The organism is Bacillus carboniphilus, assembly GCF_039522365.1.
Lineage (GTDB): Bacteria > Bacillota > Bacilli > Bacillales > JC228 > Bacillus_BF > Bacillus_BF carboniphilus.
In genome coordinates this window covers 1-25,304 of the sequence record NZ_BAAADJ010000054.1, presented here as the reverse complement: position 1 = coordinate 25,304, position 25,304 = coordinate 1, and the positions used below count along the sequence as shown (strand labels likewise).

General features: G+C 38.8%; 31 protein-coding genes. 9 read left to right on the top strand and 22 right to left on the bottom strand.

All coding sequences use genetic code 11. The features are described from left to right. Positions 1-57: 57 nt before the first annotated feature. Positions 58-450, bottom strand: coding sequence for a globin domain-containing protein (locus ABDZ91_RS15775; protein ID WP_343800763.1), 393 nt, complete (start codon positions 448-450; stop codon positions 58-60). A gap of 163 nt (positions 451-613) precedes the next feature. On the opposite strand from ABDZ91_RS15775, the gene ABDZ91_RS15770 reads away from it, so the two are divergent. Beyond that, entirely contained in the window at positions 614-919 is a 306-nt protein-coding gene (locus tag ABDZ91_RS15770; protein WP_343800754.1) for a DUF5634 family protein, read from the top strand. 76 nt (positions 920-995) lie between these two features. Here the strand turns inward: ABDZ91_RS15770 and ABDZ91_RS15765 are convergent, their stop codons facing one another. The 9 genes from ABDZ91_RS15765 to ABDZ91_RS15725 all read right to left on the bottom strand — a co-directional run bounded on the left by ABDZ91_RS15765 (position 996) and on the right by ABDZ91_RS15725 (position 8,400). Continuing rightward, a complete protein-coding gene (locus ABDZ91_RS15765) occupies positions 996-1,337 on the bottom strand; it encodes an SWIM zinc finger family protein (protein WP_343800748.1) in 342 nt (113 codons plus the stop codon). A 127-nt stretch (positions 1,338-1,464) separates the two neighbouring features. Continuing rightward, entirely contained in the window at positions 1,465-2,478 is a 1,014-nt protein-coding gene (locus ABDZ91_RS15760; RefSeq protein ID WP_343800745.1) for a phosphotransferase enzyme family protein, read from the bottom strand. A 199-nt stretch (positions 2,479-2,677) separates the two neighbouring features. Further along, on the bottom strand, positions 2,678-3,454 hold the full coding sequence (locus ABDZ91_RS15755; protein WP_343800742.1) for an ABC transporter permease: 777 nt from the start codon (positions 3,452-3,454) through the stop codon (positions 2,678-2,680). Then, positions 3,454-4,356, bottom strand: coding sequence for an ABC transporter ATP-binding protein (locus ABDZ91_RS15750; RefSeq protein WP_343800739.1), 903 nt, complete (start codon positions 4,354-4,356; stop codon positions 3,454-3,456). Before ABDZ91_RS15750 ends, ABDZ91_RS15755 begins: the two co-directional genes overlap by 1 nt. A gap of 2 nt (positions 4,357-4,358) precedes the next feature. Next, complete coding sequence (locus ABDZ91_RS15745; RefSeq protein ID WP_343800735.1) at positions 4,359-4,562, bottom strand: PLD nuclease N-terminal domain-containing protein; 204 nt, start codon at positions 4,560-4,562, stop codon at positions 4,359-4,361. Between the two features lie 159 nt (positions 4,563-4,721). Next, a complete protein-coding gene (locus tag ABDZ91_RS15740) occupies positions 4,722-5,273 on the bottom strand; it encodes a ribonuclease H-like YkuK family protein (protein ID WP_343800732.1) in 552 nt (183 codons plus the stop codon). Between the two features lie 231 nt (positions 5,274-5,504). Beyond that, positions 5,505-6,470, bottom strand: coding sequence for a cation diffusion facilitator family transporter (locus ABDZ91_RS15735; protein ID WP_343800729.1), 966 nt, complete (start codon positions 6,468-6,470; stop codon positions 5,505-5,507). A gap of 192 nt (positions 6,471-6,662) precedes the next feature. Beyond that, entirely contained in the window at positions 6,663-6,872 is a 210-nt protein-coding gene (locus ABDZ91_RS15730) for a hypothetical protein (RefSeq protein ID WP_343800726.1), read from the bottom strand. A 238-nt stretch (positions 6,873-7,110) separates the two neighbouring features. Continuing rightward, the gene (locus tag ABDZ91_RS15725; protein ID WP_343800723.1) at positions 7,111-8,400 is read right to left on the bottom strand and encodes an ammonium transporter; all 1,290 of its coding nucleotides are present in this window, start codon (positions 8,398-8,400) and stop codon (positions 7,111-7,113) included. A 221-nt stretch (positions 8,401-8,621) separates the two neighbouring features. On the opposite strand from ABDZ91_RS15725, the gene ABDZ91_RS15720 reads away from it, so the two are divergent. Next, positions 8,622-8,960, top strand: a complete 339-nt coding sequence (locus ABDZ91_RS15720; RefSeq protein ID WP_343800720.1) for a MerR family transcriptional regulator — start codon at positions 8,622-8,624, stop codon at positions 8,958-8,960. Positions 8,961-9,167: 207 nt separating this feature from the next. Then, positions 9,168-9,419: a hypothetical protein gene (locus ABDZ91_RS15715; protein ID WP_343800717.1), complete on the top strand. Its 252-nt coding sequence runs from the start codon at positions 9,168-9,170 to the stop codon at positions 9,417-9,419. A 38-nt stretch (positions 9,420-9,457) separates the two neighbouring features. Here the strand turns inward: ABDZ91_RS15715 and ABDZ91_RS15710 are convergent, their stop codons facing one another. Together ABDZ91_RS15710 and ABDZ91_RS15705 are read right to left on the bottom strand one after the other, a co-directional pair. Then, positions 9,458-10,174, bottom strand: coding sequence for a DUF6710 family protein (locus ABDZ91_RS15710; RefSeq protein ID WP_343800714.1), 717 nt, complete (start codon positions 10,172-10,174; stop codon positions 9,458-9,460). A gap of 74 nt (positions 10,175-10,248) precedes the next feature. Next, positions 10,249-10,413: a hypothetical protein gene (locus ABDZ91_RS15705; protein ID WP_343800711.1), complete on the bottom strand. Its 165-nt coding sequence runs from the start codon at positions 10,411-10,413 to the stop codon at positions 10,249-10,251. Between the two features lie 96 nt (positions 10,414-10,509). Here ABDZ91_RS15705 and ABDZ91_RS15700 point away from each other — a divergent pair, with 96 nt between their 5' ends. After that, complete coding sequence (locus ABDZ91_RS15700; RefSeq protein WP_343800708.1) at positions 10,510-10,884, top strand: SLAP domain-containing protein; 375 nt, start codon at positions 10,510-10,512, stop codon at positions 10,882-10,884. A 61-nt stretch (positions 10,885-10,945) separates the two neighbouring features. Next, the gene (locus ABDZ91_RS15695; RefSeq protein ID WP_343800705.1) at positions 10,946-11,488 is read left to right on the top strand and encodes a GNAT family N-acetyltransferase; all 543 of its coding nucleotides are present in this window, start codon (positions 10,946-10,948) and stop codon (positions 11,486-11,488) included. A gap of 70 nt (positions 11,489-11,558) precedes the next feature. Here ABDZ91_RS15695 and ABDZ91_RS15690 read toward each other — a convergent pair whose 3' ends face one another. The 4 genes from ABDZ91_RS15690 to ABDZ91_RS15675 all read right to left on the bottom strand — a co-directional run bounded on the left by ABDZ91_RS15690 (position 11,559) and on the right by ABDZ91_RS15675 (position 15,170). Then, positions 11,559-11,951: a bactofilin family protein gene (locus ABDZ91_RS15690; RefSeq protein WP_343800702.1), complete on the bottom strand. Its 393-nt coding sequence runs from the start codon at positions 11,949-11,951 to the stop codon at positions 11,559-11,561. Positions 11,952-11,981: 30 nt separating this feature from the next. Beyond that, entirely contained in the window at positions 11,982-12,890 is a 909-nt protein-coding gene (locus ABDZ91_RS15685) for a M23 family metallopeptidase (RefSeq protein ID WP_343800700.1), read from the bottom strand. Between the two features lie 248 nt (positions 12,891-13,138). After that, positions 13,139-14,599 carry a protein adenylyltransferase SelO gene (locus ABDZ91_RS15680; protein WP_343800698.1) on the bottom strand — a complete coding sequence of 487 codons (1,461 nt, stop codon included), beginning with the start codon at positions 14,597-14,599 and terminating at the stop codon, positions 13,139-13,141. Positions 14,600-14,786: 187 nt separating this feature from the next. Continuing rightward, a complete protein-coding gene (locus ABDZ91_RS15675) occupies positions 14,787-15,170 on the bottom strand; it encodes a hypothetical protein (RefSeq protein ID WP_343800817.1) in 384 nt (127 codons plus the stop codon). Positions 15,171-15,427: 257 nt separating this feature from the next. On the opposite strand from ABDZ91_RS15675, the gene ABDZ91_RS15670 reads away from it, so the two are divergent. The 4 genes from ABDZ91_RS15670 (at position 15,428) to ABDZ91_RS15655 (ending at position 18,269) form a co-directional block, all read left to right on the top strand. After that, positions 15,428-15,901 carry a staygreen family protein gene (locus ABDZ91_RS15670; RefSeq protein WP_343800695.1) on the top strand — a complete coding sequence of 158 codons (474 nt, stop codon included), beginning with the start codon at positions 15,428-15,430 and terminating at the stop codon, positions 15,899-15,901. Positions 15,902-15,994: 93 nt separating this feature from the next. After that, on the top strand, positions 15,995-16,900 hold the full coding sequence (locus tag ABDZ91_RS15665; protein ID WP_343800692.1) for a ferritin family protein: 906 nt from the start codon (positions 15,995-15,997) through the stop codon (positions 16,898-16,900). A gap of 178 nt (positions 16,901-17,078) precedes the next feature. Further along, entirely contained in the window at positions 17,079-17,813 is a 735-nt protein-coding gene (locus ABDZ91_RS15660) for an RNA polymerase sigma factor (protein WP_343800690.1), read from the top strand. A gap of 84 nt (positions 17,814-17,897) precedes the next feature. Next, a complete protein-coding gene (locus ABDZ91_RS15655) occupies positions 17,898-18,269 on the top strand; it encodes a VOC family protein (protein WP_343800686.1) in 372 nt (123 codons plus the stop codon). 45 nt (positions 18,270-18,314) lie between these two features. On the opposite strand, the gene ABDZ91_RS15650 is transcribed toward ABDZ91_RS15655, so the two are convergent. The 6 genes from ABDZ91_RS15650 to ABDZ91_RS15625 form a co-directional block, all read right to left on the bottom strand. Continuing rightward, complete coding sequence (locus ABDZ91_RS15650; protein ID WP_343800683.1) at positions 18,315-18,647, bottom strand: rhodanese-like domain-containing protein; 333 nt, start codon at positions 18,645-18,647, stop codon at positions 18,315-18,317. Positions 18,648-18,697: 50 nt separating this feature from the next. Next, positions 18,698-20,038, bottom strand: coding sequence for a hypothetical protein (locus ABDZ91_RS15645; RefSeq protein WP_343800680.1), 1,341 nt, complete (start codon positions 20,036-20,038; stop codon positions 18,698-18,700). 117 nt (positions 20,039-20,155) lie between these two features. Continuing rightward, positions 20,156-21,475 carry a YfdX family protein gene (locus ABDZ91_RS15640; protein WP_343800677.1) on the bottom strand — a complete coding sequence of 440 codons (1,320 nt, stop codon included), beginning with the start codon at positions 21,473-21,475 and terminating at the stop codon, positions 20,156-20,158. Between the two features lie 215 nt (positions 21,476-21,690). Next, positions 21,691-22,161, bottom strand: coding sequence for an inner membrane protein YiaA (gene yiaA, locus ABDZ91_RS15635; RefSeq protein WP_343800674.1), 471 nt, complete (start codon positions 22,159-22,161; stop codon positions 21,691-21,693). Between the two features lie 206 nt (positions 22,162-22,367). Further along, positions 22,368-23,567: an aminotransferase-like domain-containing protein gene (locus ABDZ91_RS15630; protein ID WP_343800671.1), complete on the bottom strand. Its 1,200-nt coding sequence runs from the start codon at positions 23,565-23,567 to the stop codon at positions 22,368-22,370. Between the two features lie 2 nt (positions 23,568-23,569). Next, a complete protein-coding gene (locus ABDZ91_RS15625; protein WP_343800668.1) occupies positions 23,570-24,799 on the bottom strand; it encodes a Bcr/CflA family efflux MFS transporter in 1,230 nt (409 codons plus the stop codon). Positions 24,800-25,304 lie beyond the last annotated feature (505 nt).

The window sequence follows — 25,304 nt, the reverse complement described above, 5'->3', positions numbered from 1 at the left end:
GCAATCAAATTGTTAAACGCCTGTAATGAGTCATTTTTTTCCATTACACGGTAGAAATCATTTATCTACCCCTGTATTCACCATGATCATCGCCACCTGTTTCAACCGACTGTAAAATAATTCACCAGCAGGATGTTTGTCTAATCCTACCTCTTCAAAAGCTTCACCCATACATCGCAACCAACACTCAGCACGCCTAGGTGTTATTTCAAATGGCAAGTGTCTATGTTTCATAGCAGGTGGTCCAAATTCTTGACTATAAAGGGGCGGCCCCCCAAGAAATTGGGTTAAAAACATCCGTTGCTTTCGCATAATTTCACTCATGTCATCTTCAAATAAAGGTCTTAAATCAGGGTCTGCATATACCCTAGGATAAAAAGCCTCCACTAATTGATCAATGAGGTCACTTCCAATTTGATCATATAAGGTTTCTATGTTTCGGTCTCTCATCACTCTGCCCCCTTCATTCGTCTTTTTGGAATTATATCGAAGACATACGCTTGAAACTGTTAGATATATCACAGTTTTGATAAAGAGGATGAATTTCAAGGTTTAATAAAAATTAAAGAAAGACATATTAAGGATGTGACTCAATTGGAAGGGAATGAAAAGAATGGAATATTTAAACCGAGAGGAAATCATCAACGGACTACAACAACCTCTCCAAACCTACATAAATAAGTATGGTATTGATGATATTGGTATTTTTGAGGAAGAGGGGCAAGACGATCGATATTACATTGGTTATACGGCTAGTAAAGGCGGGAAAACCTACCATATTCATGCGCCTTATAAAAAGAACCAAGATGGAAGATTAGCACCTGCCAAAAATGAGTGGACGGTTGAAACCGACGAACCTAATGGCGAAGAGCGTCATGGATATCATGATGTAGAGAGTGCGTTTCGAGAATTACAGTAGAAGTTATACCTTTTAACTAAAAGAGGTCCTAGTCCAAGTTTAAATCACCTTGGCCACGGCCTCTTATTTTTACTCTTCAATGTTCTTTTTTCGATCTCGAACGATCCCTTTTAATTTCTGTAACACTCCCTGTCTTTCCCAAACTCTTTTTCCTTCTATCTTTTAATGCAAAAAAAGCAGCGATTTGATGCTTACAAAACTCTCCCCTGTCATAGTTACAATCACAAGTTGTACTCAAGATTTCTTTTTTATCATTTGTAAAAATTTGAACAAGGTATGTGTCAGTACCCACAACCTCCACGATATAACTATTCTTCGAAATTTCTTCAATACTTTTAATATGATCGTTCAAGTAATAATCCTTTCCCCGTTTCAATTTTAGGTCATCAATATGTTCCTCAAATGTCATAATTTTCATTTCTACCAAAACTCCCTACATTTTGAATAACATGGTTTTACATGTCCTACTGTATTGGGTCTTTAATAACTTTTACCAATTATGTAGTGCTTAAAACTTATTTACGGTTATTGGCAAAATGAGGTGTTTATAGAAGAGATAGTAAAGTATTACCTCGTTTTATGTACTTATTCAGATGGTCCTCAAGTAAGAACTCGTCATTCTTTTTTAAAATCTCTACGGTACTAGCGGTAAAATTCCAATTCAAACATCCTGTTAACCATAGTAACGAAGGCAATCTTTTAAGCTCTTTAGTTGTGAGTAGTTCCTCCGCTCGATATCCCCGAAGAATTGCTCGCGCTAAAACAGGCGACATATTATGAGAGGAGACCCCGTCTGTTCGGGAGTACCATTTTACTAACCAGGCCAGTCCCTCTACTCGGTCGGTATAGGTAATAGATTCAAAGTCTACAACACCAGTAATCTCCACCGCCTTGTTCCAAAGAATATTGAGTGGATTCAAATCAGATTGAACGATAAAATCATACGTTTCGGTTTTAGCTTGATCTAGATGATATTCAATCTGTTGGAAATATTGTTTTAATAGGTTGATTGTAGTAGGAGATAGTGGTGTTGCTTCTACATAATTTTGTAGTAATTTATAGAATTGGTTGTAGCCTTTCATGTGTGATTCCTTTGGTAAGGTTACCGTTTCATATGTTGAGGATATATCATGTAAATTCCGCGCAAAAGCTCCAAACCTTTCTGCTACTTCTACCGTGCAACAGGTAATGTGTGTTCCTTGCATCCATTCAAATAGTACAAACCTCCACACACCATCCAGCTCATTAAGAACTACATAAGCTTCCCCAAAGCCGGTAGGCACATGCCTCATAAAAGGAATTCCTGAATTACGAAGGTACTGACTAAATTGAATCTGCTCCTTTATCACTTCTCCCGAAAGCTTCACAAAAGCCTCAGATTCATACCTTTGTTCGGCTATAAACCTGGCTGAATAGAGACGTTCATTTACTCGAATTTGATAATGGATATCTCCATGTGAATTGTTAGGGTTTAGTTCTTTCTGGATACATAGTGTCGAGGCATCAAATCCATACTCGGCGATGGCTTTTTCCAATAAATCTTTTTTATGAATGAACAAATATATCCCCCTTGTTTTTACATAATGTAGATTAAATGTAGCTATTCTAGGGATGTAAAGCAATCTTTTCACTAAAAATGGTACCTTCCCCTGGTTAAAAAATGCGATGCCATGGATGGTACCATAAGAGTATCACAAGATTGGTTTTTGATATTTACAAGGACATGATTGGGACATTAAACCTGTCCCCCTGTCCCGCTTAGTTTGCCATTTCTCGGTTACGGAAGGTGAATAAGGATGCGATGAGTAGACCGATGATTACGGTTATTGTTACTATACTTGTTCCCCAAAGCTCACTTGGAATTTCCCCACTATGTAAGGATTGAACGATATAGGATGAGATTTGATTGGGAAACCAGGTCCAGGAATGATTGAAGATTTGGTTTAAGATTCCCATTACCATTAGGGTAATAATGGTTAAGCCTCCAACTAGTCCAGGCGTTTTGAAAAGGGTATTATAGAACGTGTTTATCGTTACAACTAAAGCCATCCATAGGCCATAAAAACAAATGGTTTGGATGAGCTCACCGAATGTTAACTTTCCAAACAGTAAATTAACGTAATACCAGCTTGAAAGTAAACCAACAATCAATGAGCCCAATACCAACACTAGTGTCGCTGCCCATTTAGCTGAGATATAGTTGAAATATCGAACTGGTTTTACAAGAACTAATTCAGTAACCCCACTTTTTCTCTCCCCAGAGATTAACCCCATTGACATTAACACAACGACCGCTACTCCTAGCATGCTGAGTTGAGATAAAGAAAGCATAAACGCATCAGCTGGTGGTAGTTCCGGCATGGTAAACGTTGCCCCCTCTGGCATTCCACCAACAGATTCAATAATTTGTGGTAAATAGTATGTAGTTATCGGGTCCATAATGGACAGTAGTATAAATACTAGTGGAACCCAAATCCACTTTACATTTCTCCAGTACTCTAACATTTCCTTTTTGAAAATTGTGGTCCATTGCATTATTTATTCACCACTTTCATAAAGAGATCTTCTAGGGATGTGCGGTTGATTTCAAACTTACTAATTGGCCAACCTTCAGATGCTGCAAGTTGAAGAATTTCTGACCTTGCTTCATTGATGTTTGGAACTAATAGATGCAATTCGTTGCGCTCTAGTAAAATATCAGTCACCCATGGTTGCTGACGTAATTTTTCTTCATATTGTTCAAGACCATCGCTAAAAGAGAGATGAATCATGGAAGTTTGGTGCTTTGCACGTAGCTCCTCCATAGAACCTGATTCTACAATTTCCCCTTGATGCATGAGTAAAAGATCATCACTGACTTCTTCTGCATCACTTAAAATATGGGTTGAAAAAAGAATCGTTGTTTCCTTCTTTAATTCTTCCATTAGATTGAGTACCTCTCTTCTGCCGATTGGGTCAAGAGAGGATACCGGTTCATCTAACATGAGGAGTTTAGGTCGGTGAATCATAGCTTGCGCAATTCCTAAACGTTGTTTCATTCCACCCGAGTATTTTCCGATTCTTCGGTTCTTCGCTTCTAAAATTCCAACTCGCTCTAACAAGACTTCTGCCCGTTCACTAGCTTCTTTCTTGGAAAGCCCCGCTAATTGACCTACATAAATCATAAATTCTTTTCCAGACATCCAGTTATGAAAGACGGGATATTGTGGTAGATACCCTATATATTTACGCGGGTCTTCATTTTCCCCTCCAAAAGATATCGATCCATTAGAAGGACGAAACAGACCTGATAACATCCTCAGTGTCGTCGTTTTCCCTGCTCCATTCGGCCCTAAAAGTGCCACACATTTTTGCGGAGCGAGTTCAAAAGAAAGACCTTTGACAACCTCTTTGCCGTCAAAGGTCTTTTTCAAATCCTTTACGGTTATGATACTCATTCTTAGTCCTGCCTCCTTCCGATTACAAAGAACAGAACTGGCCCAATGATATTAGCGAATAAAATAATGAGTAGCCACATCCATTTTGGTCCATTTGTTTCTTCCGTCTTTAGCCAAATGACCACGGCGATCGTCATTAAAATAAGCTGGATAGCTAGTAATGGAGCAACTACACCCCAAGGTATTTGTGAAAAAACGTCTGCCATCCTCCCTCATCCTCCATTCAAAAAATAAACTGATATGTACCCCACCTAATTATACGTTCATCTAGGTCTAAAGTTCCATCTAAATTTATTGTGGGACAGAGGGGACAGGTTAGTGTCCCGTCACTTCGACGGGACAACGAACCTGTCCCCCTGTCCCACTTACTTTGTATAACGGTTTGCATAGCTGGATGCCACTAGGGAATCTGGTTTAATCTTAGCCTCAATCCCATGCGCTTCTATTCTTGCCACCATTTCGGATACGAACTCTCTTGTTTTATTTCGTTGTCCTTTTCCGATATCCAAGTGACCTTCAATTGTTAGGCTTGCTCCCTTGTATACATGAGGCAGAACGATGTCGATTAACTCATTTTTGACTTCATCGTTAAACAAAAAAGCAACTTGTTCGGTCAAAGAGGTTTCAATGGAGATTTTCTGGTGCAGGTTTTGAATGGGTTTTGGATAAGTCAGTTTTCGATAACATGCCCATGCTCCTCTTCCAACTCTCTGAATTACGATACCTGTGATAAAAAGAGTCTCCCTTGAGTAAACATGAGAGTCGGTCCCTATCATCAATTTATAATTGCCCATTGGCTCCTTTTTCATAAATTGAACAATATGATCATACACATCCTCAAACGTTAAATAAGGACTCGTCAAATTCTTAAACGTCAGCGGCTGGTTAGCAAAGAAATTCTCTTTCAGTGCTTCCATCTCCTTTGGTCGTTTTCTTGTCCCATTCCATAGACTCCAAAAGGACATCCTAGTTAAAAGATATGATGAATTGGGTGGGGAATGTACGAATTTTTATTAGGTGATTTGTGTAGCAGCATGGAGAAGTATGGGGCTATTACATATTATTCAATTCTTACAAAGGGGGTGAACAAACAAAAAAAGTTCGACTAGTACACGCTTTTAAAAAACGTGTTGAAGTCGAACTTTCTCTTATTTATTTCCATGACCATGCCAAGACCGAATTCCGTCATCTTCGTCAAATTCAATAATGACGTCTGTCACACCTCTAATTTGGTGGATTTTAGACTCAATCCTATTCTTCAATACGATGGCTTCCTTGACCGATATAAATGGGTCAATCTCCAACTTTGATTCTATATGAAACTCTTCCCCTTCTTTAAAAGCAAATAAAGCTTTTATATCCTTAATTTCTGGGTTCGTAAATATGTACTCTGCAATTTTATCTTCTAAATCTTGATCTGCTTCTCCAAGTGCCCCCCTGGCATTATCCATAAAGACTCTTCCTACTACATAAAACATCATTAAACCGATAATGATGGAGGCAATACCTTCGGCTGCATGCCAACCACCGTAATATGAAAGAAGAATCCCAATGATTGCAATTACTCCACCAGATGTCGCGACCAAATCCTCCATAAAAACCAGCTTGGTCGCCGGAGAAGCTTTCCTTAATGCCCCAAAACTTTTCCCAATAACAGCGAGCCCTTTCCCTTCTGTGTTCGTTTCATGGAGTACTTCTTTCATCGCTTTATAAAGAACATAAGTCTCTAATATCACAGCCACTCCCAACACAGACAGAGAAATCCAAACTCCAGAGGATTCCGTTGGATGTAAAATATGGTGATACCCTTCCTTAACCGTTTCGTAACTCATAATTCCTACTATAATAACGGCTCCAAGTAAAACTAAGTTGACCAACCGACCAAAACCGTTTGGATAACGATCAGTGGGGGCTTTTTTACTTAAGGCACTCCCAATATAAACGAAGTATTGATTAGCTGCATCTCCTAAAGTGTGCATCGTCTCTGCAAACATCGCTACATTCCCAGTAAAAAGGTATGCGGCACCTTTCACAATGGCAATAATCGTATTCACAACTGCAGCAATGAGTGCAGATTTATTCCCGTTCTTTAACAATCCACCAGTAGAACCCATACATGTCCTCCCAACATACAAATTCATTACCTTCTATAGTATTCATTAGATTTTCAATTTTATTACAGGGACAAGGGGACAGGTTTACTGTCCCACAATACAGATTACAAAATAGATGTATTTATGTGGTAGTAGAAGTCAATAGAGTGGTGATGGTAGGCTAAAGAAATAACACGAGGAGGAGTCATTTTTTTATTCCCAGTCATATTCATTACCTTTCATAAGGTCTTCATAATATTTATTTTGTTCGTATAGTTTTTTCTCACTGATTCCTTTTAAAGCACTCATTAAGTAATGATAGTAATCGTGATGGTTACCAGAATCCAATAACCTTATATATCCCTGCTTTACTTTCTCTGTGACAATCGAGTCTTTCAGAATACTTTCAAGATATAGAACCACTTGGGTTTCCCATATATCCAGCTTATTTGAATCATAATATTGAGGAGCTCCGCCAGGTCCATTATCGTAGAATTCATTTTCTAGCTCTTTTCCTGTCTCGATTAGATGTTCCAGTATTTTCTCACCTCCTTACTCACATAAAAAAATAGGGTTAGGGCCTAATCGAAATTCCCTAACCCCCTCCAATATTCTCCACTTCAGTCAGATTTCCTGCTAAAAAAAATGCTAGTTAAAACCTTCAACTTATGCGGGACAGCGAACCTGTCCCCTCTGTCCCACTTGGCGGAATGCTTTCCGGATAGCCATAGCTTCCATGAGCACTTAAGTCGAGTCCAATAATTTCTTCCTCTTCTGTCACACGGATTCCGCCCATTACTTTATCCATAACTTTTAGGATTATAAAGGAAACCACGAATGCATAGAGACCGGAAGCCACAACACCTAGTGTTTGAACCCCTAATTGCTCTAGACCTCCACCGTAAAATAAACCAGCTTGCCCCCACCCGATATCGGTTGAAAGCTCAGGAACAGCGAAAAGTCCATTAGAAAGAGTTCCCCAAATACCAACTACACCGTGTACAGATAAGGCGAATATTGGATCGTCAATTTTTGCTTTATCAAAGAAACTCATACTATAGAAAACGATGAGTCCGCCCACAAGACCAATCACAATCGCAGCCCACGGTTCAACAAACCCACAAGAGGCTGTAATGGCAACTAGACCTGCTAATGCCCCATTCAAGGTCGTTGGAACATCGGCTTTACGAGTCACGATCCACGCGATAAACATAGCTGCAATAGCTCCAGCCGCAGCAGCTAGTTGTGTATTAAGTGCTACAAACCCAAAGAATCCACCCTCAACTCCAAATGTACTACCTGCATTAAACCCAAACCAACCTACCCATAAAACAAGCACCCCTAATGCTGTGAACACTTGGTTATGACCGGCCAAGTTATTAGATGAGCCATCCTTGTTAAATTTTCCAATACGGGGTTTTAAAATCATGGTTGCAGCTAGAGCAGCCATAGCACCTGTTAGATGGACCACTGTAGAACCAGCGAAATCCTGCTTTCCATGTTCACTTAACCATCCACCACCCCATATCCAATGAGCTACGACAGGGTATACAAAAGCTGAAAATAATATCGCAAATATGACATAAGCTGATAATTTCGCACGTTCTGCAAAGCCACCAAACGCTATCGTTAAGGAAACTAGTGCAAACATCATTTGGAACATAAAGTCTACCGCTGGGGTCAATCCTTCCTCCACCGTAGAGGCATCTCCATAAAAGAAACTAGATAAACCAATAAAAGCATTACCTTCTCCATAAATAAACCCATATCCGACAGCCCAGAAAACAATGGCTCCAATTCCAGCGGTAAAGATTGTTTTCCCAGCAATATGACCTGCATTTTTCATGCGAGTAGACCCTGCTTCCAGTAATATGAACCCACCGAGCATAAAAAAGACTAATATTGTACCAATAATGACCCACAAATTATCCATCAATACAGTAGCATTCATTTTGTATCCTCCTCCATGGTTTTTGAATGTGTTTTCATTATAGAGGTGGAGAAGACTAGATTTCTATATTTGTGTTAGGTTTTATAACACAAAAAAATCTATACCTTTAATTATATGAAATTACTTTGTTAGATTTTCTTACAATAACAATCAACTAATCTACTCCTTTGCGTATAATAGGATTAAAAGGTTTACAACTTCCCTTTGGTGAGGTGGTCTCAGTGGCTGAAGAAACTTCTTATAAAGACAAAAAAGTCATCAACATTGGAACAGTGTGTGAGCTAACCGGCTTGTCCGAAAGGCAAATCCGATACTACGAAGAACGAAAGCTTATCTTTCCAGATCGTTCTAAAGGCAAAACAAGAAAATATTCCTTTAATGATATTGAATCTCTTATGAAAATTGCCAACATGATGGAAGAGGGAACTCAAACCTATGAAATTAGACAAAAGATGAAAAAGGAAAAAGAGATTGCCAGTAAACAAGCTGTTCGTGGGGAAATTCAGGGACAGTTGAATGCAAGGTTTGGTGTGCAGGATGGTCGGAGGTTTCGAAGTTAGGTCATTCGTGTATATGAATTAGATCTGTATAAAAAATCCTCACTATGACAGGCAGAGTAACATTGTTAGTACTATTTGGATTTAATTATGTAGTAATTTGGATCTCTTTCCATGAAACAGCACTATTAAACTTCAAATTTGTTCATGAAACTTTCTTATAAAAGAGACGTAAGAATAATAAGAGGAGTTTTTTAGGGAGGGAGAAACATGTTGTTCCTTTATATTTTAGTACTAATCCCAGTTAATATATTTTTGTTTATACAGATTGGTAAGCTATTCTTTGATGACATGGATCATTTCTGGGAGTGTGTCAAACTTGATTTGAGGCCGGATATCTTTTCTTTTTTTAAGGGGGAGCTAGGAAAAGATTGGGCAGCGGAGTTCAGATTAGGAGCATTCGGGATTTTATGCGGGATTATTATTTTGATTGAAGTCGGGATTGGAGCCGTTATCTTTTAGTGAAACAACTGGGACAGTAAACCTGTCCCCTCGTCCCACTAGAAACTAATCTTCTTTTCTTTCATTCTTCTCCCGATTTCGAATATGGCAGCAAACTCCAGGTTTTGCACTGGAGCAATTATGCTGTTGTCCTCTTTTCTGTAAAAGTTGAGGCCATCACAATATACATATCTATAGATTTCACTAATATCGTAAATATTATTGGTTTTGATGATTCCTTCACTTCTAATGATTCCTGCTATTATGGAGTGGTTTCCACTATGAACCCATGCAATTCCCATTGGTAACCAGACCTCTACTTTATGATTGACCCTATCCTGTGTCCAAGGTCCCCACTCTCGGTCGAAACCGATTTTAGTTAAAGTCTGAAGCAGTTTTGATTGCTTCCCAGGTGTAGGAAGGACTAAATCTCTTTTTAGCTTAATTGCTCTCTCTGATCTTACTCTTTTCTTAAAATCTATTAAATCTCTGCCGTCCTCTGTTAGCAATATGGTGTGATTAAAAAGTAATCTTTCTAAGGAATGATTCGGAGCGTGTACCTCCTCTTCTGAATGGAGAATATCCGAAATCATTTCTGATTGGGTTCTTCTTCCTAGTAATCGTATGATGTCAAGGACAGGGTGCTTTTCTTTAAGAGTACTATCACCCTTTTGGATCACTGACTCTGCAAAATTTATCATTTGTTCAAATTTCTTTATTTGCAACTCTTCCTTGCGGTCACTGTAGACAAACTTGTTTATTAGTTCTTTTAACAAAAAACCAACTCCTACTGTTTTTTTAAATTATATGAGGAGTTGGGCAGATGCTATTACAATGGTTGTCTTCGTTTCTATTCTCTTGATTGCTTCGAATTGATATCTTTTTGATAATTCTTTGCGAGTAGTGCCTTCACTTCGTTATACGTCATGCCAGACGTAGCATTTTTTCTTTTGACCTCATTGATGTTTGTACCCACTACAGTAAATTTATCTTCGGATTGGTTATTATCCCTCATTTTAGACACCTCTTTTTTCTTAGTTTTTGTATTCTCTGCTTTTTTATGAATGGGATGCTAGAATATTGTTATATCGTACGGAAGAGGTGTTAGTCGATGCAAAAGCTAAAGTTTGAAGCTTCCTGGGACAAGGCAATCTCTGAACAGGACCGTGAGCAGATTTTGAATGTTTTTAAGGAGACTCACCCAAATGGTCATGATGTTGAGTTCACACCACTTTGGCAAGCCGTGAACCATAAAGGAGAATTATTGGTGACAGTTCTGGTTCAGAATTATAGTGGCAATGATGTAGATTTTCATAACAAAAAGTTACGTTATACGGTTAACCAGGAGATGGTGGCCGCTCATACATTTACGATTCCTGCTCTGGTTGTAGAAGGTGAGACGAGCATGCCTTGGACGTTTATTTTTCCTGTTGAGAGCCTGAAAAATAGTGATTTTGAAGGTGGAACCTTACACTTTGTAGAATAAATTGAATTAGTCAGATGTGGGACAGGAAACCTGTCCCCCTGTCCCAAAAGGAGTGAAGCAAGTGGATTTTACATACGAAGTTTTGCGGGATGATGAGATTGAGGTTTGTAGAGACTTGTGTAATGAATTGATGGTTTATCAGAAGTCATTAGCTTCTGTTACACCTGAGAGGTTTGACAGTATGAGTTTTGACACGAGGATGGTGCCTTCGGTAAAAAAGGCAACACATAACTACATTGTCATCGTAAAAGATGGAGATCTCCCAGTTGGTTACGTCTATACCAATATTTCACCAAAAGAGACCTACTCAAATGAGTTTGCCACTTTCTTTGACCTTTCTTCTGTGGACCGGGATGATGTGGGGTGTCTATCTCAGTTTTATATTAAAGATGGCTATCGACAGTATGGGATTGGATCAAAGCTTTTTAATAAATCGATGGATTGGTTAAAGCAGTTTGAGGACGTGGATGATTATTTTATTTATGTCTCGAATGGGAATAAGGTTGCTTTGGAGTTTTATAAGCGAAAAGGTTTTAAGGTTAGTCATAATATTTTGGATGGGTTTATTACGGTTTTGCGGAGTAGCAGACAGGAGATGTTTTAGGTTTCAGTTTGATTGTACGCTAAATGGGATAGGTGAGGTGAGTGGGATAGGTGGGACAGTAAACCTGTCCCTACTGTCCCACTGCCTCTTTTTTGGGGGTGTTTTTGGTTTTTGTTTTGGATTGTGCCTGTTCGATGGTGCTTTGTCCGTTGAAGATTCCACCATCTTCTATAATGAGTCCTTGGGTTGTTACATTTCCTGTTACTTTTCCGTCCGGTTGAATGTGTATTTTTCCAGTTGTGCAGATGTTCCCGTTAATTTCTCCCGCTACGATGATATTTTTCCCTTTGATGGTTGATTCAATATATCCTTCTTTACCAATGTAGATATCTCCAGCACAATCCACTTCCCCATAGATTTTCCCATCTACTCGGATACTTGTTTCATGCTTTACATTTCCTTCTATAATGGTTCCTACGCCAATAATTGTATCTATTATTTTTACATTTTTTCCTTTAAACATAATTTGTTCCTTTCCTATGCAAATACGAACCTATTTGAAGAAATCCATATATGGAAATGGATCTATGGGTTCACCATTTTTTATAATTTCATAATGCAAATGCGGACCCGTACTTCTCCCGGTACTTCCTATTGATCCGATTCGATCACCTTTTTTGACTTGGTCCCCTACTTCGACCATTATTTCTGAAAGATGGCCGTATAGGGTTTTATATGTACTAGAATGACGAATGATAATTGCTTTTCCGTAGCCACCATAATATTCAGCTTTTATAACTGTCCCATCTGCTCCTGCATAAACAGGGGTTCCCCACGGAGCTGCTAAGTCAATACCGGTGTGGAAGGCTGACCTATTAGTAAAAGGATCTTCACGCCCACCGAAAGTTGATGAAATCCTCGTAGCTTTTGATGGCCATGCTGTTGGTATGAATCTTAATTCTTCGTTTAGATCTTCCATTTCTGCTATAGTTTCTTTATATTTCTCTACTAATTCATTTGATTCCCAATTGACACTGCTTATTTCCACGTCCGTATGGCTTTCTTGGCCATTATCAAACGGGAGGCTAATTCCCCCCCGAGGATCTATATAATCCGGGAGTTCCAGCATGTATTCTCGGATTTTCGTTTCGAGAATCTCCAATTCTTTCATTTTCAGCTGAGCTTGGCTTGTTGTCTCTTCCATGGTTTCCACAACATTTTCTAGTGCTGCTGTTTTACTCACTTGTTGGCTTAAATTACTTGATAGTGCTAAATTCTCTTCTTTAAGGTCTTCAGTTAGATGATAAAAGTAATATAAAAGTGCAAATGGCGTTATTAAAAATAAAGGGATTGAGTGCAACATAAATTTCGGTAATGCAAAGCGAGTCACTGGTTTACTTGTACTTGAAGATATGAATATGGTATATACTTTTAGCTTTAGTTTCTTCCTCCTCAATTTCAATAATAAGCTCCTTTATATATTTTAATTTGCAAGTTATACCCTTCGACAAATTTCGCTAATTTCCTCCATAAAATTATAAAATAGTACTTTCGAATGGGACAGAGGGGACAGGAACGGTGTCCCACTAGGGCATGAAGTCTACCCAGTAGTTTTGTTACACAATAAAAAGAGCATCCTCTAGCAGATTTAGCTAAAGAATGCTTTTTAAATGAGCGTCGGAATAGTATGTGGGACAGGAAACCTGTCCCCTATGTCCCACAGAATGTTTGGTAGGGTTCGTCGGTTGGTTCCGGTGGTTTACAGTATTTTTCTTGGTCTGGCGTGTGGGCAAATGGTTTTGAGAGTACATGAAGGAGTCGTTCCATTACCGTGTAATCACCTTCATTGACTGCAGCTTCTAATGCTTCTTCAACACGATGGTTTCTAGGAATAACCGCTGGATTGCTGTTTCGCATCAATTGTTGTGCATCTTCCTTGGACTGCTCTTGTCTCTCTCGCCTCTTCTGCCAATGTCCAAACCACTCTTTGAACTCTGGCAACTCCGATAGAGTGGTACCCTCACCAATAGTTAAAGCACGAAATGTATTGGTGTAATCCGCACCATGCTCTTGCATTAAACCAAGTAGGTCTTTAATTAAAGTCTCATCTAGTTCTTCTTCATTAAACAACCCTAACTTAGCCCTCATCCCAGCCAGCCAGTTGTTTTTATAAATATCACTAAATGTCTCAATTTCACCTTGAGCTATTTTTACAGATTCCTCCTGATCTTCGTGCAGTAATGGAATGAGACACTCGGCGAATCGTGCAAGATTCCAGCCACCCATATAAGGTTGGTTACCAAAAGCATAACGCCCTTGTCTATCAATGGAACTGAATACCGTTCCCAAGTCATACGTATCCATAAAGGCACATGGACCATAGTCAATCGTCTCGCCACTAATCGTCATGTTATCCGTGTTCATGACACCATGAATAAAGCCAACGAGTTGCCATTTAGCAATCAGGGCCGCTTGCCGTTTAATGACTTCCTGTAACAGCGATAAGTATGGATTCTCCTGTTCTTTCAATTCTGGATAGTGTCGGTCAATCGTATAATCTGCGAGTAGCTTAAGTTCCTCAGTAGTTCCCCATTGTGCAGCGTATTGGAAGGTACCTACACGAATGTGACTGGCTGCGATTCTGGTTAAAATAGCACCCGGTAGGCCTGTTTCGCGAATGATCGTTTCCCCAGTCGTTACCACCGCCAGGCTTCTAGTAGTCGGAATTCCTAATGCATGCATGGCTTCACTAATTATGTACTCACGGAGCATTGGCCCAAGTGCTGCCCGGCCATCTCCTCCTCTTGAGTATGGCGTGCGACCAGATCCCTTCAGCTGAATATCAACCCGGTGGCCTTCTGGTGTTATATGTTCACCAAATAGCATGGCTCTCCCGTCCCCTAGCATAGTAAAATGCCCAAATTGATGACCAGCGTATGCTTGAGCCAAGGGTTCCGATCCCTGTGGTTCCTTGTTTCCGGCAAAAACGGAGATGGAGTCCTCCGTTTGAAGTGCCTCTGTGTTCAAACCAAGCGAAGCGGCTAGCTCTTTATTTAAAATGACTAACCCAGGGTCCTGGACAGGATTCGTATCGACTTTGTTGTAAAATAACTTCGGTAAACGTGCGTAACTATTATCAAAGTTCCAACCTGCTTCTATTTTATTTGTCATTGTAACTCCTTTTTTGCAACTATATTTTCACATTTCTAATTTCTACTTTTCCTTTACTATTATACCTTTCACTACAACAGATTACTTCAATTGCGGCTAAAACAAAGGTCTGCCCTGAGAACTTAACTTATTCTCTGAGGCAGACCTTTGTTGGAAGTGGGACAAGGTTCCTGTCCCCCTGTCCCGCTTACACACATGTAAAAGATGTGATTTGACGCAGGCTGGTTCCGTAGAAGACCCATCTAAATCCAGTCCAGCGCCAACCTGATACAGATTGTCTTCCAACAAATGTTGGGTAGAACCAGAATTGCTGACGGTTTCTCATCCAGACGTACGTATATCTGAATAGGCAGCGTCTAATACTTCCAGGGTCAATTGCAAACGCTTGGGCTTGTTGTTGTGTTTGCATTGGAACATAAGATGGTGGTGGTGAGGTCGGTGGTCCAGCGCTTTGTCCTTGACCTGGAGGGCCAAATGGTGGCTGTCCCCCTGGGTATCCTGGTGGTGGTCCAGGTGGTTGCCCCATCGGTCCTCCCCCTCCAAATTGTCGTAGGTCTAATTCAAATGGCATAGTAGCTTCCTGTCCAAAAGGGCTCATGTAAAAATACGGGTTAAAGCTTTGATACATTAGGATGCACTCCTTACTTTTTAGGACTACACCATCATATTCATAAGACATCTGTCTATAAACTTGTACTTCTAAAAGTGGGTGATTACCTATAGATTAAGGTACTATTTTATAAACTTTCTTTATTTCTTAGAGTTTTGAACAAGTAATGGACTTCCTCTACATACAATGTTTAAAAAAATGTTCTAGGGAGGAGTTTCATGACGTCTTCATTCAATCCAAAAACATTATCTGTAACAACCAGATCGCCTGCAAATTTTTATCAACCTGTTAACGGAAGAAAGTATACCCTCACCCATTCTGATGAAACCGGACAATTTTTTTTAGAAATTGGACATGATTACAGCCAAAATTCAATCAATCGGAAAATACGTGATGAAATATTAGTAGAATGGCAAAAAGATTGGAAGGATCGGTTAAGTCTATTGGGAAAAGCCTATGTGGACGGTGGAGAATTTAGTGAAGAAATGGCTGCCTATCGATTTGATATTTTCAAAAAAGAAATGGATACTTCTTTAAAAGCAATCATTTATGGGGATTTGCCCTTCTATCGTAATTATTCGATTCTTCTTGATGCCCCGATTATCATTACATTTCATTCTGCCTACCCACAATTCCGACAGACAGTCCCCTATGGTACACCGCGAGAATATTTGAAACAAATATTGGGTTGAACATTATAAAGGAAGAATTTAGATATAGGTCATGCACCTACCCCTGCTAGAATCATATGATAAGATGACATTTACTGCCAGGGAGGACAATCTATGTATTCCAATCAATATTACTATCACTATAATCCGTATTATAATGATTATCTCCGTCAGCCACAGCTCATCAATGATATTCAAAAAGCGATTAACGCAGAGTATAGTGCGATTTCTTGTTATGAAAAATTAGCAAAAATGGCACCCACTAAGGCTGAGAGAGAAAGAATTATGGAAATTCGGGGAGATGAACAGCGTCATTACGATGCATTTCGGAGAATTTATACTCAGCTGACTGGAAAGCAACCTGATTCAAAAATCATTGAGAAGTGCCCCAATAGATATAATGCTGGTTTAGAGTTTGCTATTAAGGATGAGCAGGAAGCGGTTGACTTTTATTTGGATATAGCCGATAAGTCTTCGGACTCTACGATAAAAGAAACTTTCCGTCGTGCCGCAGCTGATGAACAGAATCACGCAGTGTGGTTTTTGTATTTTTTTCAAAAAGGTAAGGGCACTAATCATCGGGAAAGTATTGAGAATTTTGGTGCCAAAGGGGCGTTAAGTGACACTGCTTTGACTTTACCCAAGATGCTAACGTATGCCCTTCAAGATGAGTATTTGGCACAAGCAAGATATGATAATATTCTAAGCACGTTCGGTCAAATCCGGACTTTCACACGAATTAAAGAAGCGGAGCTACGCCATATTAGCGCATTGTTACCTTTGTTTGAACGATATCAGACCAGAATCCCTGCAGATACTTCTAAGGCATTCGTTACTACACCTGCAAACGTAAAGGCTGCCTTTGCAGCTGGTGTCCAAGGAGAGATTGACAATATTGCGATGTATGATAAGTTCTTAGCCCTCGATATTCCTGAAGATGTAAGAATTGTTTTCACAAACCTACGTGATGCATCTGTCAATCATCTCGCAGCGTTTGAAAGAGGTTTAGCTAGAAATTAAGGAAAAGCAGACCTGTAAATAATAAGGTCTGCTTTTTACTTTGAGTTACCCTTGTTACATTCTCCATTGTGGGACACTAAACCTGGCCCACTTCAATCATTTCTAATTGTCATATTTACTTTTTTTCGCTAATGTGGAAATAACTAATCCCATTTCACAAACGGAGGGTGGACTATATATGGTAAATAAATGGGTATCAACTGATGAAAGCTCCACGTTTGAAAATAAAATCTCTCCATTTTATAAAGACATTCAAAGGTACTGTTACAACATGACTTCCACTCAATGGGAAGGAGAGGATTTATTACAAGAAACTCTCATTAAAATCTATTTAGCTATAAAGAAACAGCCTGATAAATCACTATCAAAACGATACTTCTATTTAATAGCCAAAAATACATGGATTGATCAAAATAGAAGAAAGAGAGTCGAGTCCACTGACATCGATACACTAGTTATAAGTGCGGGAGACTCCTACCATAGGACTGATGTAAGAGAATCTCTAGAGCAATTGGCAGACTACCTATCTATTAAACAATTTGTCATTGTATTATTGATGGACGTCTTTCTTTTTACCGCTAAGGAAACAGCAAATTTCATCAATGAAACAGAATCCAATGTTCACACCACGTTGCACCGAGCTCGAAGAAAGCTGACCTATTACGCCCAAATCCCTTCATCTGAGAGACAGCCAGCTAAGGTTGCAAAACTAGAAAAACAACCAACTATAAAACCAAAAGTATTCGAAGATTTCCTAGAAGCATTTCGTAAAAGGAATCCTAAAGCTATTTACGAAGGATATCTTTATCTGGCCGCACACCAGATTTCTCTAGACCGTATTCAGAAAAGTGGTTACACCCTTTCATTTCACTTCAAAGATCCGGATGGAAATGTCATAACGGTAAGTTCTTAAATTTTTTTAATATAGGTGTAAGTATTTAAGTGGAATCTTCGTTTCTTTATACGAATTTATAAAATATAGAAGGAGCGAATTGCTATGAGCAAAGAAATATTTGGGGTAGGTATCTTTATTCCTGTAAGTAACTTAAAGGTCTCAACTAAGTGGTATCAAGAGATGTTTGGATTTGAAATCTTGCACCCTGATGAACCTGAAGCCAATATCATGAAAATGGGAGATGGAACGGTCGTATTCTGCCTGGTCAAATCGACCGACATTATACAACCCGCTTTCCCTAAAAATAATTATAGTGTGGATCATTACTTTAATTTCCACTCCAGTAATGTGGAAAAGTCCTATCAAAATTTTCAAAGCAAAGGCGCTAACGTTAGTGAAATTCATGAATTTGATGGGATGAAAGGCTTTAGTCTTTTCGATCCTGATGGTAATCGGTTTGGAGTTGTGAGTTGAAATTTTTAAAAAAGCAGACCTGTGTAAATCAGGTCTGCTCTATTTTCATTTTCCTTCATATTCCTTCCAAGCGGTAATTCCACCTTCTAAAACCACAACATCATAGTCCAGATTTGATAGAATTGATGCGCATTTAGTAGCAGAATTTCCAGTGGTACACGTTACAACAATTTCTCTATTCTTTGGTAAGGTTAATTCCTTAGATGGGGCATCTTCTAGTTTGAATATTTCCATCTTATTGATGTTTAGACTGTCCACATTGGAATCCTCAATATGATATTCGTTATATTTTTCTTCTGCTCGTACATCTAAAAGTAGAACCTTTTCCTTCTTTAGTTTCTTATAGAAATCTTCCGCAGTAATTTTCTTTAGCGACAACTGAACCCCTCCTTTTTTGTGGGACACTAAACCTGTCCCCTCTGTCCCGCTTAGTATCCGTTATTCTCTAGAAATCTAAATTTTCCTTCTCCTAATGCTTCTAGGATGTCTAAGAATAGGTTTATGGCTGCTTTGTCTTGCGCTGTTACTTGGAAGGTTTTGCTTTGACTGTATCCTTCAAATGTTATTTCAGTCGTTAGCGAGTCCGCTATGGATTGTAGTAGGAGAAATTGAAGACCGTTTTCTCTTTCGTCTAAGCGTACCCACTCATACGCTCCTGTTTCATCCTGCTTTTGTTGGATATCTCCATCTTCTAGGTAAAAATCAAAAGGTTCCATATCATCAATTTTTATTAGAATGTCTTGGACTTGAATCAGCTCTTCGCTATGACCGTACCCGGCTACCATTTCCAAAACTGTTCCTTCAGGGCTTATACTCAGCCTCGGGTAAAAAGCAGCTTCTCCAGTGGCTAACTCCTCTACCAATGGATATCGATTTTTAGGAGTTAAGTAGATAGTGGCATATTCTTTATCATGGAACTGGTTGATTTGATCAACAAAAGGTGACAGAATCAATTCATACTTATTTACATGTTCTAAGGAGGCATATTGTTCCTTTCGGGATGCCGTTATATCACTCGGCCCTATAATACTATCTAAAGAATCAAGTGTTGCAAAAGCATCAGCAAATTTATTATCCAAGGCAAATCGGTCTGCTTCGTTTATTTTAATCTGGATCAAGGTTTCAATATAATAGGAAATATCTTGATCGATGGCAGGATTTAATGGAAAGTAGACTTTCAAATCTTCTAAAAGTAAGATAGCTTTTTCATACTCACCATTCCCAAAGAACTCATCCGCCTTATTGAGTGTTACCTCATAATATTCACTTTTAATTTCCTGCATTTTTTCAAAGGCTGTATCATATTCTACTGTTTCACGATTTATTTTTAATAAAGTATCCAAAGCCTTTTTATATTCCTTATCTTCCGCTAGTTGAAGACCGGCTTCTAAAAAACCCCTTGCTTCCTTTATGCTATTAACCTCTGTTATATGGTTGTTTACCACCTCGAGAACCTCTGGATGATTTACTGCTTCATATTGTTTAATCTGTAAAATAGCAGTATCATAATCGATTTTTTCTTCTTTATAATTTTGCATAATATCTATAATATCCTCATTGAAGAGAGGAAAGGTTGTAGCCTTCATTTCATTCTTTTCTTCCTCAGAATAAGCACTATTTTCTAATGCAGAAAGAAAGGTTTCAATAGCATCTTGCGGTTTATCTTCTTGTAAATATGTAGTTATTGAATCCACCTCATCCGTGACACTTTGACAACTAGTCAAAAAGACAAGAACGGAAAAGGTAAAAATTAATTTAACAAATTTCATCATTACCCCCATCATATTGAATTAAATACTAAAATATATTTTATATATCGGTTGGAAAAATAAGAGATCAAGAAAAAAGAGAAAGTATCTCTATTCAGATACTTTCCCCTTTATTGTCTATACCGCTGGCCCAAAGTTTACCTTTGCACCCATCTCTTCAATGATATCTAAAAATAATTGAATTTGCTCTTTTTCAACCTCTGTAATTTTATGTTCAATATACCCTTCCCCATAAAAGCGAAGAACGGCGTCTTCGGAACCGGCAATCTTTTTTAAGTCGTCCAACAGCATTGGCTGAATAGATTCGTCGAAAATCATCCATTCATAGACTCCATATTCATCATAGTCATCCATCACACTATAATAATCGAAAGACCAAGTAAATGGTTCACCGTCAACCAGAAAGGCAATCGATTCTAAATAAAGCCAATTCGAATCACCGAAACCAGTCACAATCTCTAAATAAGAATAGCCATCTGCCACTACAATTCGTGGGTAAAAGGATGTTTCATTTGGGAAAATATCAACATACTCCGCACTATGGTCTTTAGGAGCAATGACTGTAAAATCATCAAATTCATCATAGTATTGGGTTGTTTCCTTTTCATAACTAGTTATTAATTCATCCCAAAACCGTGTTTGCATGAACATATATTCTTCACGTTTGATTGACGTTAATTCATCTTCTCCGGTGATTCCCTCTACATGATCTAAAATAGTAAATGCCTCTGTATACTTATTTTCACCAACAAACTCATCAGCTTCTGCTAACTTTGACTCTACAAAGGCTAGTCGATATTCCGCAAGCTTGTTTTCAACTTCAACATTCGTTACAGAACTTTCTAATCGACTTAATAGGATATATGCTTCTTCATAATCCCCATTGGAATACAGAGCTTGTGATTGTTTGATGGTTTTATCAAAGTATATTTTCCTAGCCTTCTGAGCCTCGTCTTGAGCTTTCTTATATTCAGGAGTATCTCGATTAACCTGTGAAAGTAGTTGGATTCCCTCTACATATTGCTTATTATCGATTGCTTCTAATCCTTTCGAAAGCTTTTCTCTTGCTTCTATAATTGGGAAGACCTCTTCTTCTTTCTCTTCAATAAGCTCAGTCACTTCAGGAATATCTATATTCTTATATGTCTCTAATACTAATGAAACAATTTCGGGATTTTCCTCTTTATTTAAATAATTCTCTGTAACAGTTTCAATATTGGATATTAACGCTTTTGAAATCTTATTTTTCACCCGATCCTTCCCTTTATCGGAAAGGCTACTATCAGCCATGGCTTCATTAAATGAGTTAACTGCCTCTTTAGGCTTTTCTTCCTCTATGTATTGAACAATTGTATCAACATGGTCCCCTACAATTTGACACCCTGATAATAGAATAATGGAAAGAATAGCAAATCCACTAGAAATAATATGTCTCATGATGGCCCCCCTTTAAGTGGTTCATTAGATATAAGAGGTTATATTGTATTATATATCGACAATAAATATGTAATTTACAAGAATAAAGTTGCTAAAAGGACATTCATTTAAAATAAATTAAAAAACCCATTTCGAATTTATTCAAAATGGATTCTTTATCCTCATACGATTAAGCTAGTTTCCTCATGGAAAATACCCGATCTTTTTTGGGTATATCAATCTCTTTCTCTCGCTCTTTGTGTATCTCTAATATTCTTCTGAATGGTTATGGCCGCAAATATGCTAAGAACAAATGCCATACCATAGAATCCTTTTTCACTTAGAACAATACTTCCCGCATTGTATAAACCGATGCCCATCAATGAAATAGATACAATAAGTGCAAACCAACTAATACCATAATAAATATTCGTAACAGGGATTCCCTCTTCTTTATCTCTTACTGCTTTTTGCAAGGAAATCGCCGAATAGAGTCCAAACACCAAGACCGCAAAGTAATATCCTTTTTCGTTCAGCTCCATCGTTGCGTTAAACAAACCGATGAGATAAGCAGCAACACCTACTAATAGTGCTCCCCATGATGCTCCTTTGAATGCTGCTGTTGGTTCTCCCTCTTTTCTTTCTACTTTCACTTTTGGTTCATTTTGTTTTCCTGTATCTAATACAGCCTCATGATCATTAGACATTTTTTCGCCCTCCCCTTATATCTAAAAAAATGGAACACCGTAAACAACTATTGATGCTCTATCTATATCCATTATATGGAGATTTATTGCAATTAGTAGGTAAATTTATCCTATATTTCCGATCCATCTAGAGTTAAAAGCACGGTATACACAAAAAACTTGGCAAAGTATCATTTTACTAAGCCAAGTCAGCAGTTTTCCATAAACTATATATTTTTAAGCTCTGATTTTATAACTCTACCTAGCTTTCTAATTCCCTCTACTATTTCTTCCTCATTTGCATAGCTAAATGACAGGCGCAAATACTCCATTCCATCAGCTTGATTGAGGAAAAAATACTTACCTGGGACAAAAGAAACCCCTTTAATTAAAGCCTTCTCTAACAATTTGGCTGTATCTACTCCCGGAACTTTTACCCACGTAAAATATCCACCTTCCGGGACATACCAAGAAACCGCTTCAGGAAAGTGCTCCTCAATGGCAGAAGTTAATGCTGAACACTTAGATTGGTAGCTTTCTCTTAAGCTTTTGAGCCTTTTCTCATAATCGGTATTTTCAAGAAATGATGCCATAACTGCTTGAGCAAATGGATGGTCCAAGTCTTTTTTAAACCATGCTAAGGCCTTGATCCATTTAGATACCCCTGCAACCCAGCCAATTCTCATCCCTGGTGCTATAACCTTTGATAAAGAACCAACATGTAAAACTCGGTCCTCTTTATCCAGTGCTTTTAAGGAAGTTGGAGCCTCATTGAAGCCTAACTCTCCATAAGCATCATCCTCCACAATGAGGAAATTATATTGGCTAGCAAGCTCCAATACATGTCGCCTGCGCTCTAGAGATAAAGATGTCCCTGTTGGATTCTGAAAAGACGGGATTACATATAGCAGTTTAGGTAGAGGGAGACCCTTCTGTTTCCTATCAACTAGTGCTTCTTCAAACAGATTCGTTTCTAGCCCCTGCTCATCAACTGGGATACTCATAAAATCCTTCGTATAGTTTTGAAAAATCTCTAAGGCCTCCATATACGTTGGAGATTCTAGTGCCACCACTGATTCTGCATCAATGAAGGTGCGAGCGATCAAGTCTATCGCCTGACAAGCACCCGATGTAATCAAAAGCTCCTCTCCCAAAACATAAACACCTCGACAAGCCAATCTCTCTTGAATCTGTTCTCTTAGTTTAGGAACTCTAGGACTTCCCATATAGTGAAGTGGTAAATCCCGTTCCTCTTCAAACAATCGAATAACAGCTTCTTTTAATAATTCATCCGGCACAAGCTCAGGCGCTGGATAACCAGAACTTAATCTGATACAATCATCCGGGAGTTCTGCTATCCATTCGCCCGGCGGCTCATTTTTAAGTGCTGTTCTAGTAGTCTTGGAAAAAAAGGACTCGACTCTCACTTTTATCCCTCCATCTTCAGGCTCAAGCTTTGCTTTGCTTTTTTCTCCTTTGTCAGTATGAAAAAAGAAATCAAAGCAATGGTAGATGTAGTAAAGATGATAGCTCCCATTGGTATAGCCGATGTTTCATCAATCCCCACAAGAGGCGCAACCATGGCCCCAATAGCTAAAGGAAACAAGCCTAGTACAGCACTTGCACTTCCTGCCCGATGACCTTGACTTCTCATAGCAAGTGTAAAGGAACTTGTCACCGCCATACCCATACAGATCATGAATATAAAAATAGGGATAACGATCGTTGCGATTGGTCCTTCTATAATGGTCATCGTTAGAAGTGTCGCGGTTGCACAGAAATGTACTAGGACAGCCACCCTGAGTAAGCTTCTCTCATGGAAAATGGCACTGAGGCGTCCGACAAGAAAACTACCTGTAATAATGGCTAGCCCATTTATGCCGAAAAGTACGCTGAACACTTGAGGGGATACACCATAAATCCCTTGATAAACGAAAGGAGTCCCTGCTACATAGGCAAAAGCTCCTCCTTGAAGGAAGCCGAGGGTTAGGGCATACCCAATAAATGTTGGGTCCTTTACTAAACTACCAATAGTACGAACCGAATGCCCCACCGAGCTAGGCGTTCTCTTCTCAGGTTGCAACGTTTCCTTTAATCGAGTAGCAATCATCACAACAATGAAGATTCCTAGTAAACTTAGAAAATAAAAAATCGTATTCCATTTTGCAAAAGGTAAAAGTAACACGGCTCCTCCAGCCATTGGCGCAATCATGGGAGCAGTAGCATTGATCATCATTAACAAAGCAAAGAATTTTGTTAATTCTCTACCATCAAATACATCACGTACAACAGCACGTGAAAGCACAATCCCTGCTGCAGCAGTAAAGCCTTGGAAAAACCGGGCTACTACAAACGTTGTGATATTAGGTGCCAGCGCACACAAAAGCGAGGACACAGCAAATAAAAAGATGGAAATTAACAAAGGCTTCCGTCTTCCCTGTGCATCACTTATGGGACCTACCACTAGCTGACCTACGGCAAGGCCAATCAAGCAGGTTGTTAAACTAAGCTGCACCAAAGAAGCACTAGCCCCTAAATCATCAGCAATATCGGGGAAACTTGGCAAATACATATCGATATTAAAAGGACCTAGCATTCCTAACATACTAAGCAATAACGCTAGCGCTATGCGTTGTTTTCCTGTTGGACTTTGAATCATAACTCTACTCCTCTCGTGTCTTACCTGTCTCTGTCTTTTTTTCATCTAAGCTTTTTAATTTATCCCTTTAATTCACAAAAGCAATTAGTACCCAGTATAATATATTTTCAATTATTTAGTAACTCGCAAGATTTTCATCAGACTTAAAACAAGTAGGAAGTCTTAAATTATTCCTATATCCACTACTTTTGGGGTGTAAGTACTGGCTAGGGGACTTTGAACGGACACAAGTTCCGTTATTTGGGGTAAAATTGCATTTTTCGTAGTTAGCCGGACTGACGTTCCGCTATTTTAGTATTTTTGGTGTTTTTAAGAATGCTTTTAGGCAAATAACGGATCGTGTGTCCGAATAGTCCTGATCTTAGGCTACTTTTGGACAAATAGCGGAACGTGTGTCCACATAAGAAAAACCGGGCAAAAACCGCCCGGTCCTTTTTTGTCTAGTGGATGTCCGATAACTTGTACTCTTTCCCATGTACCCCTTTATAGTACTCCGGGTACATTT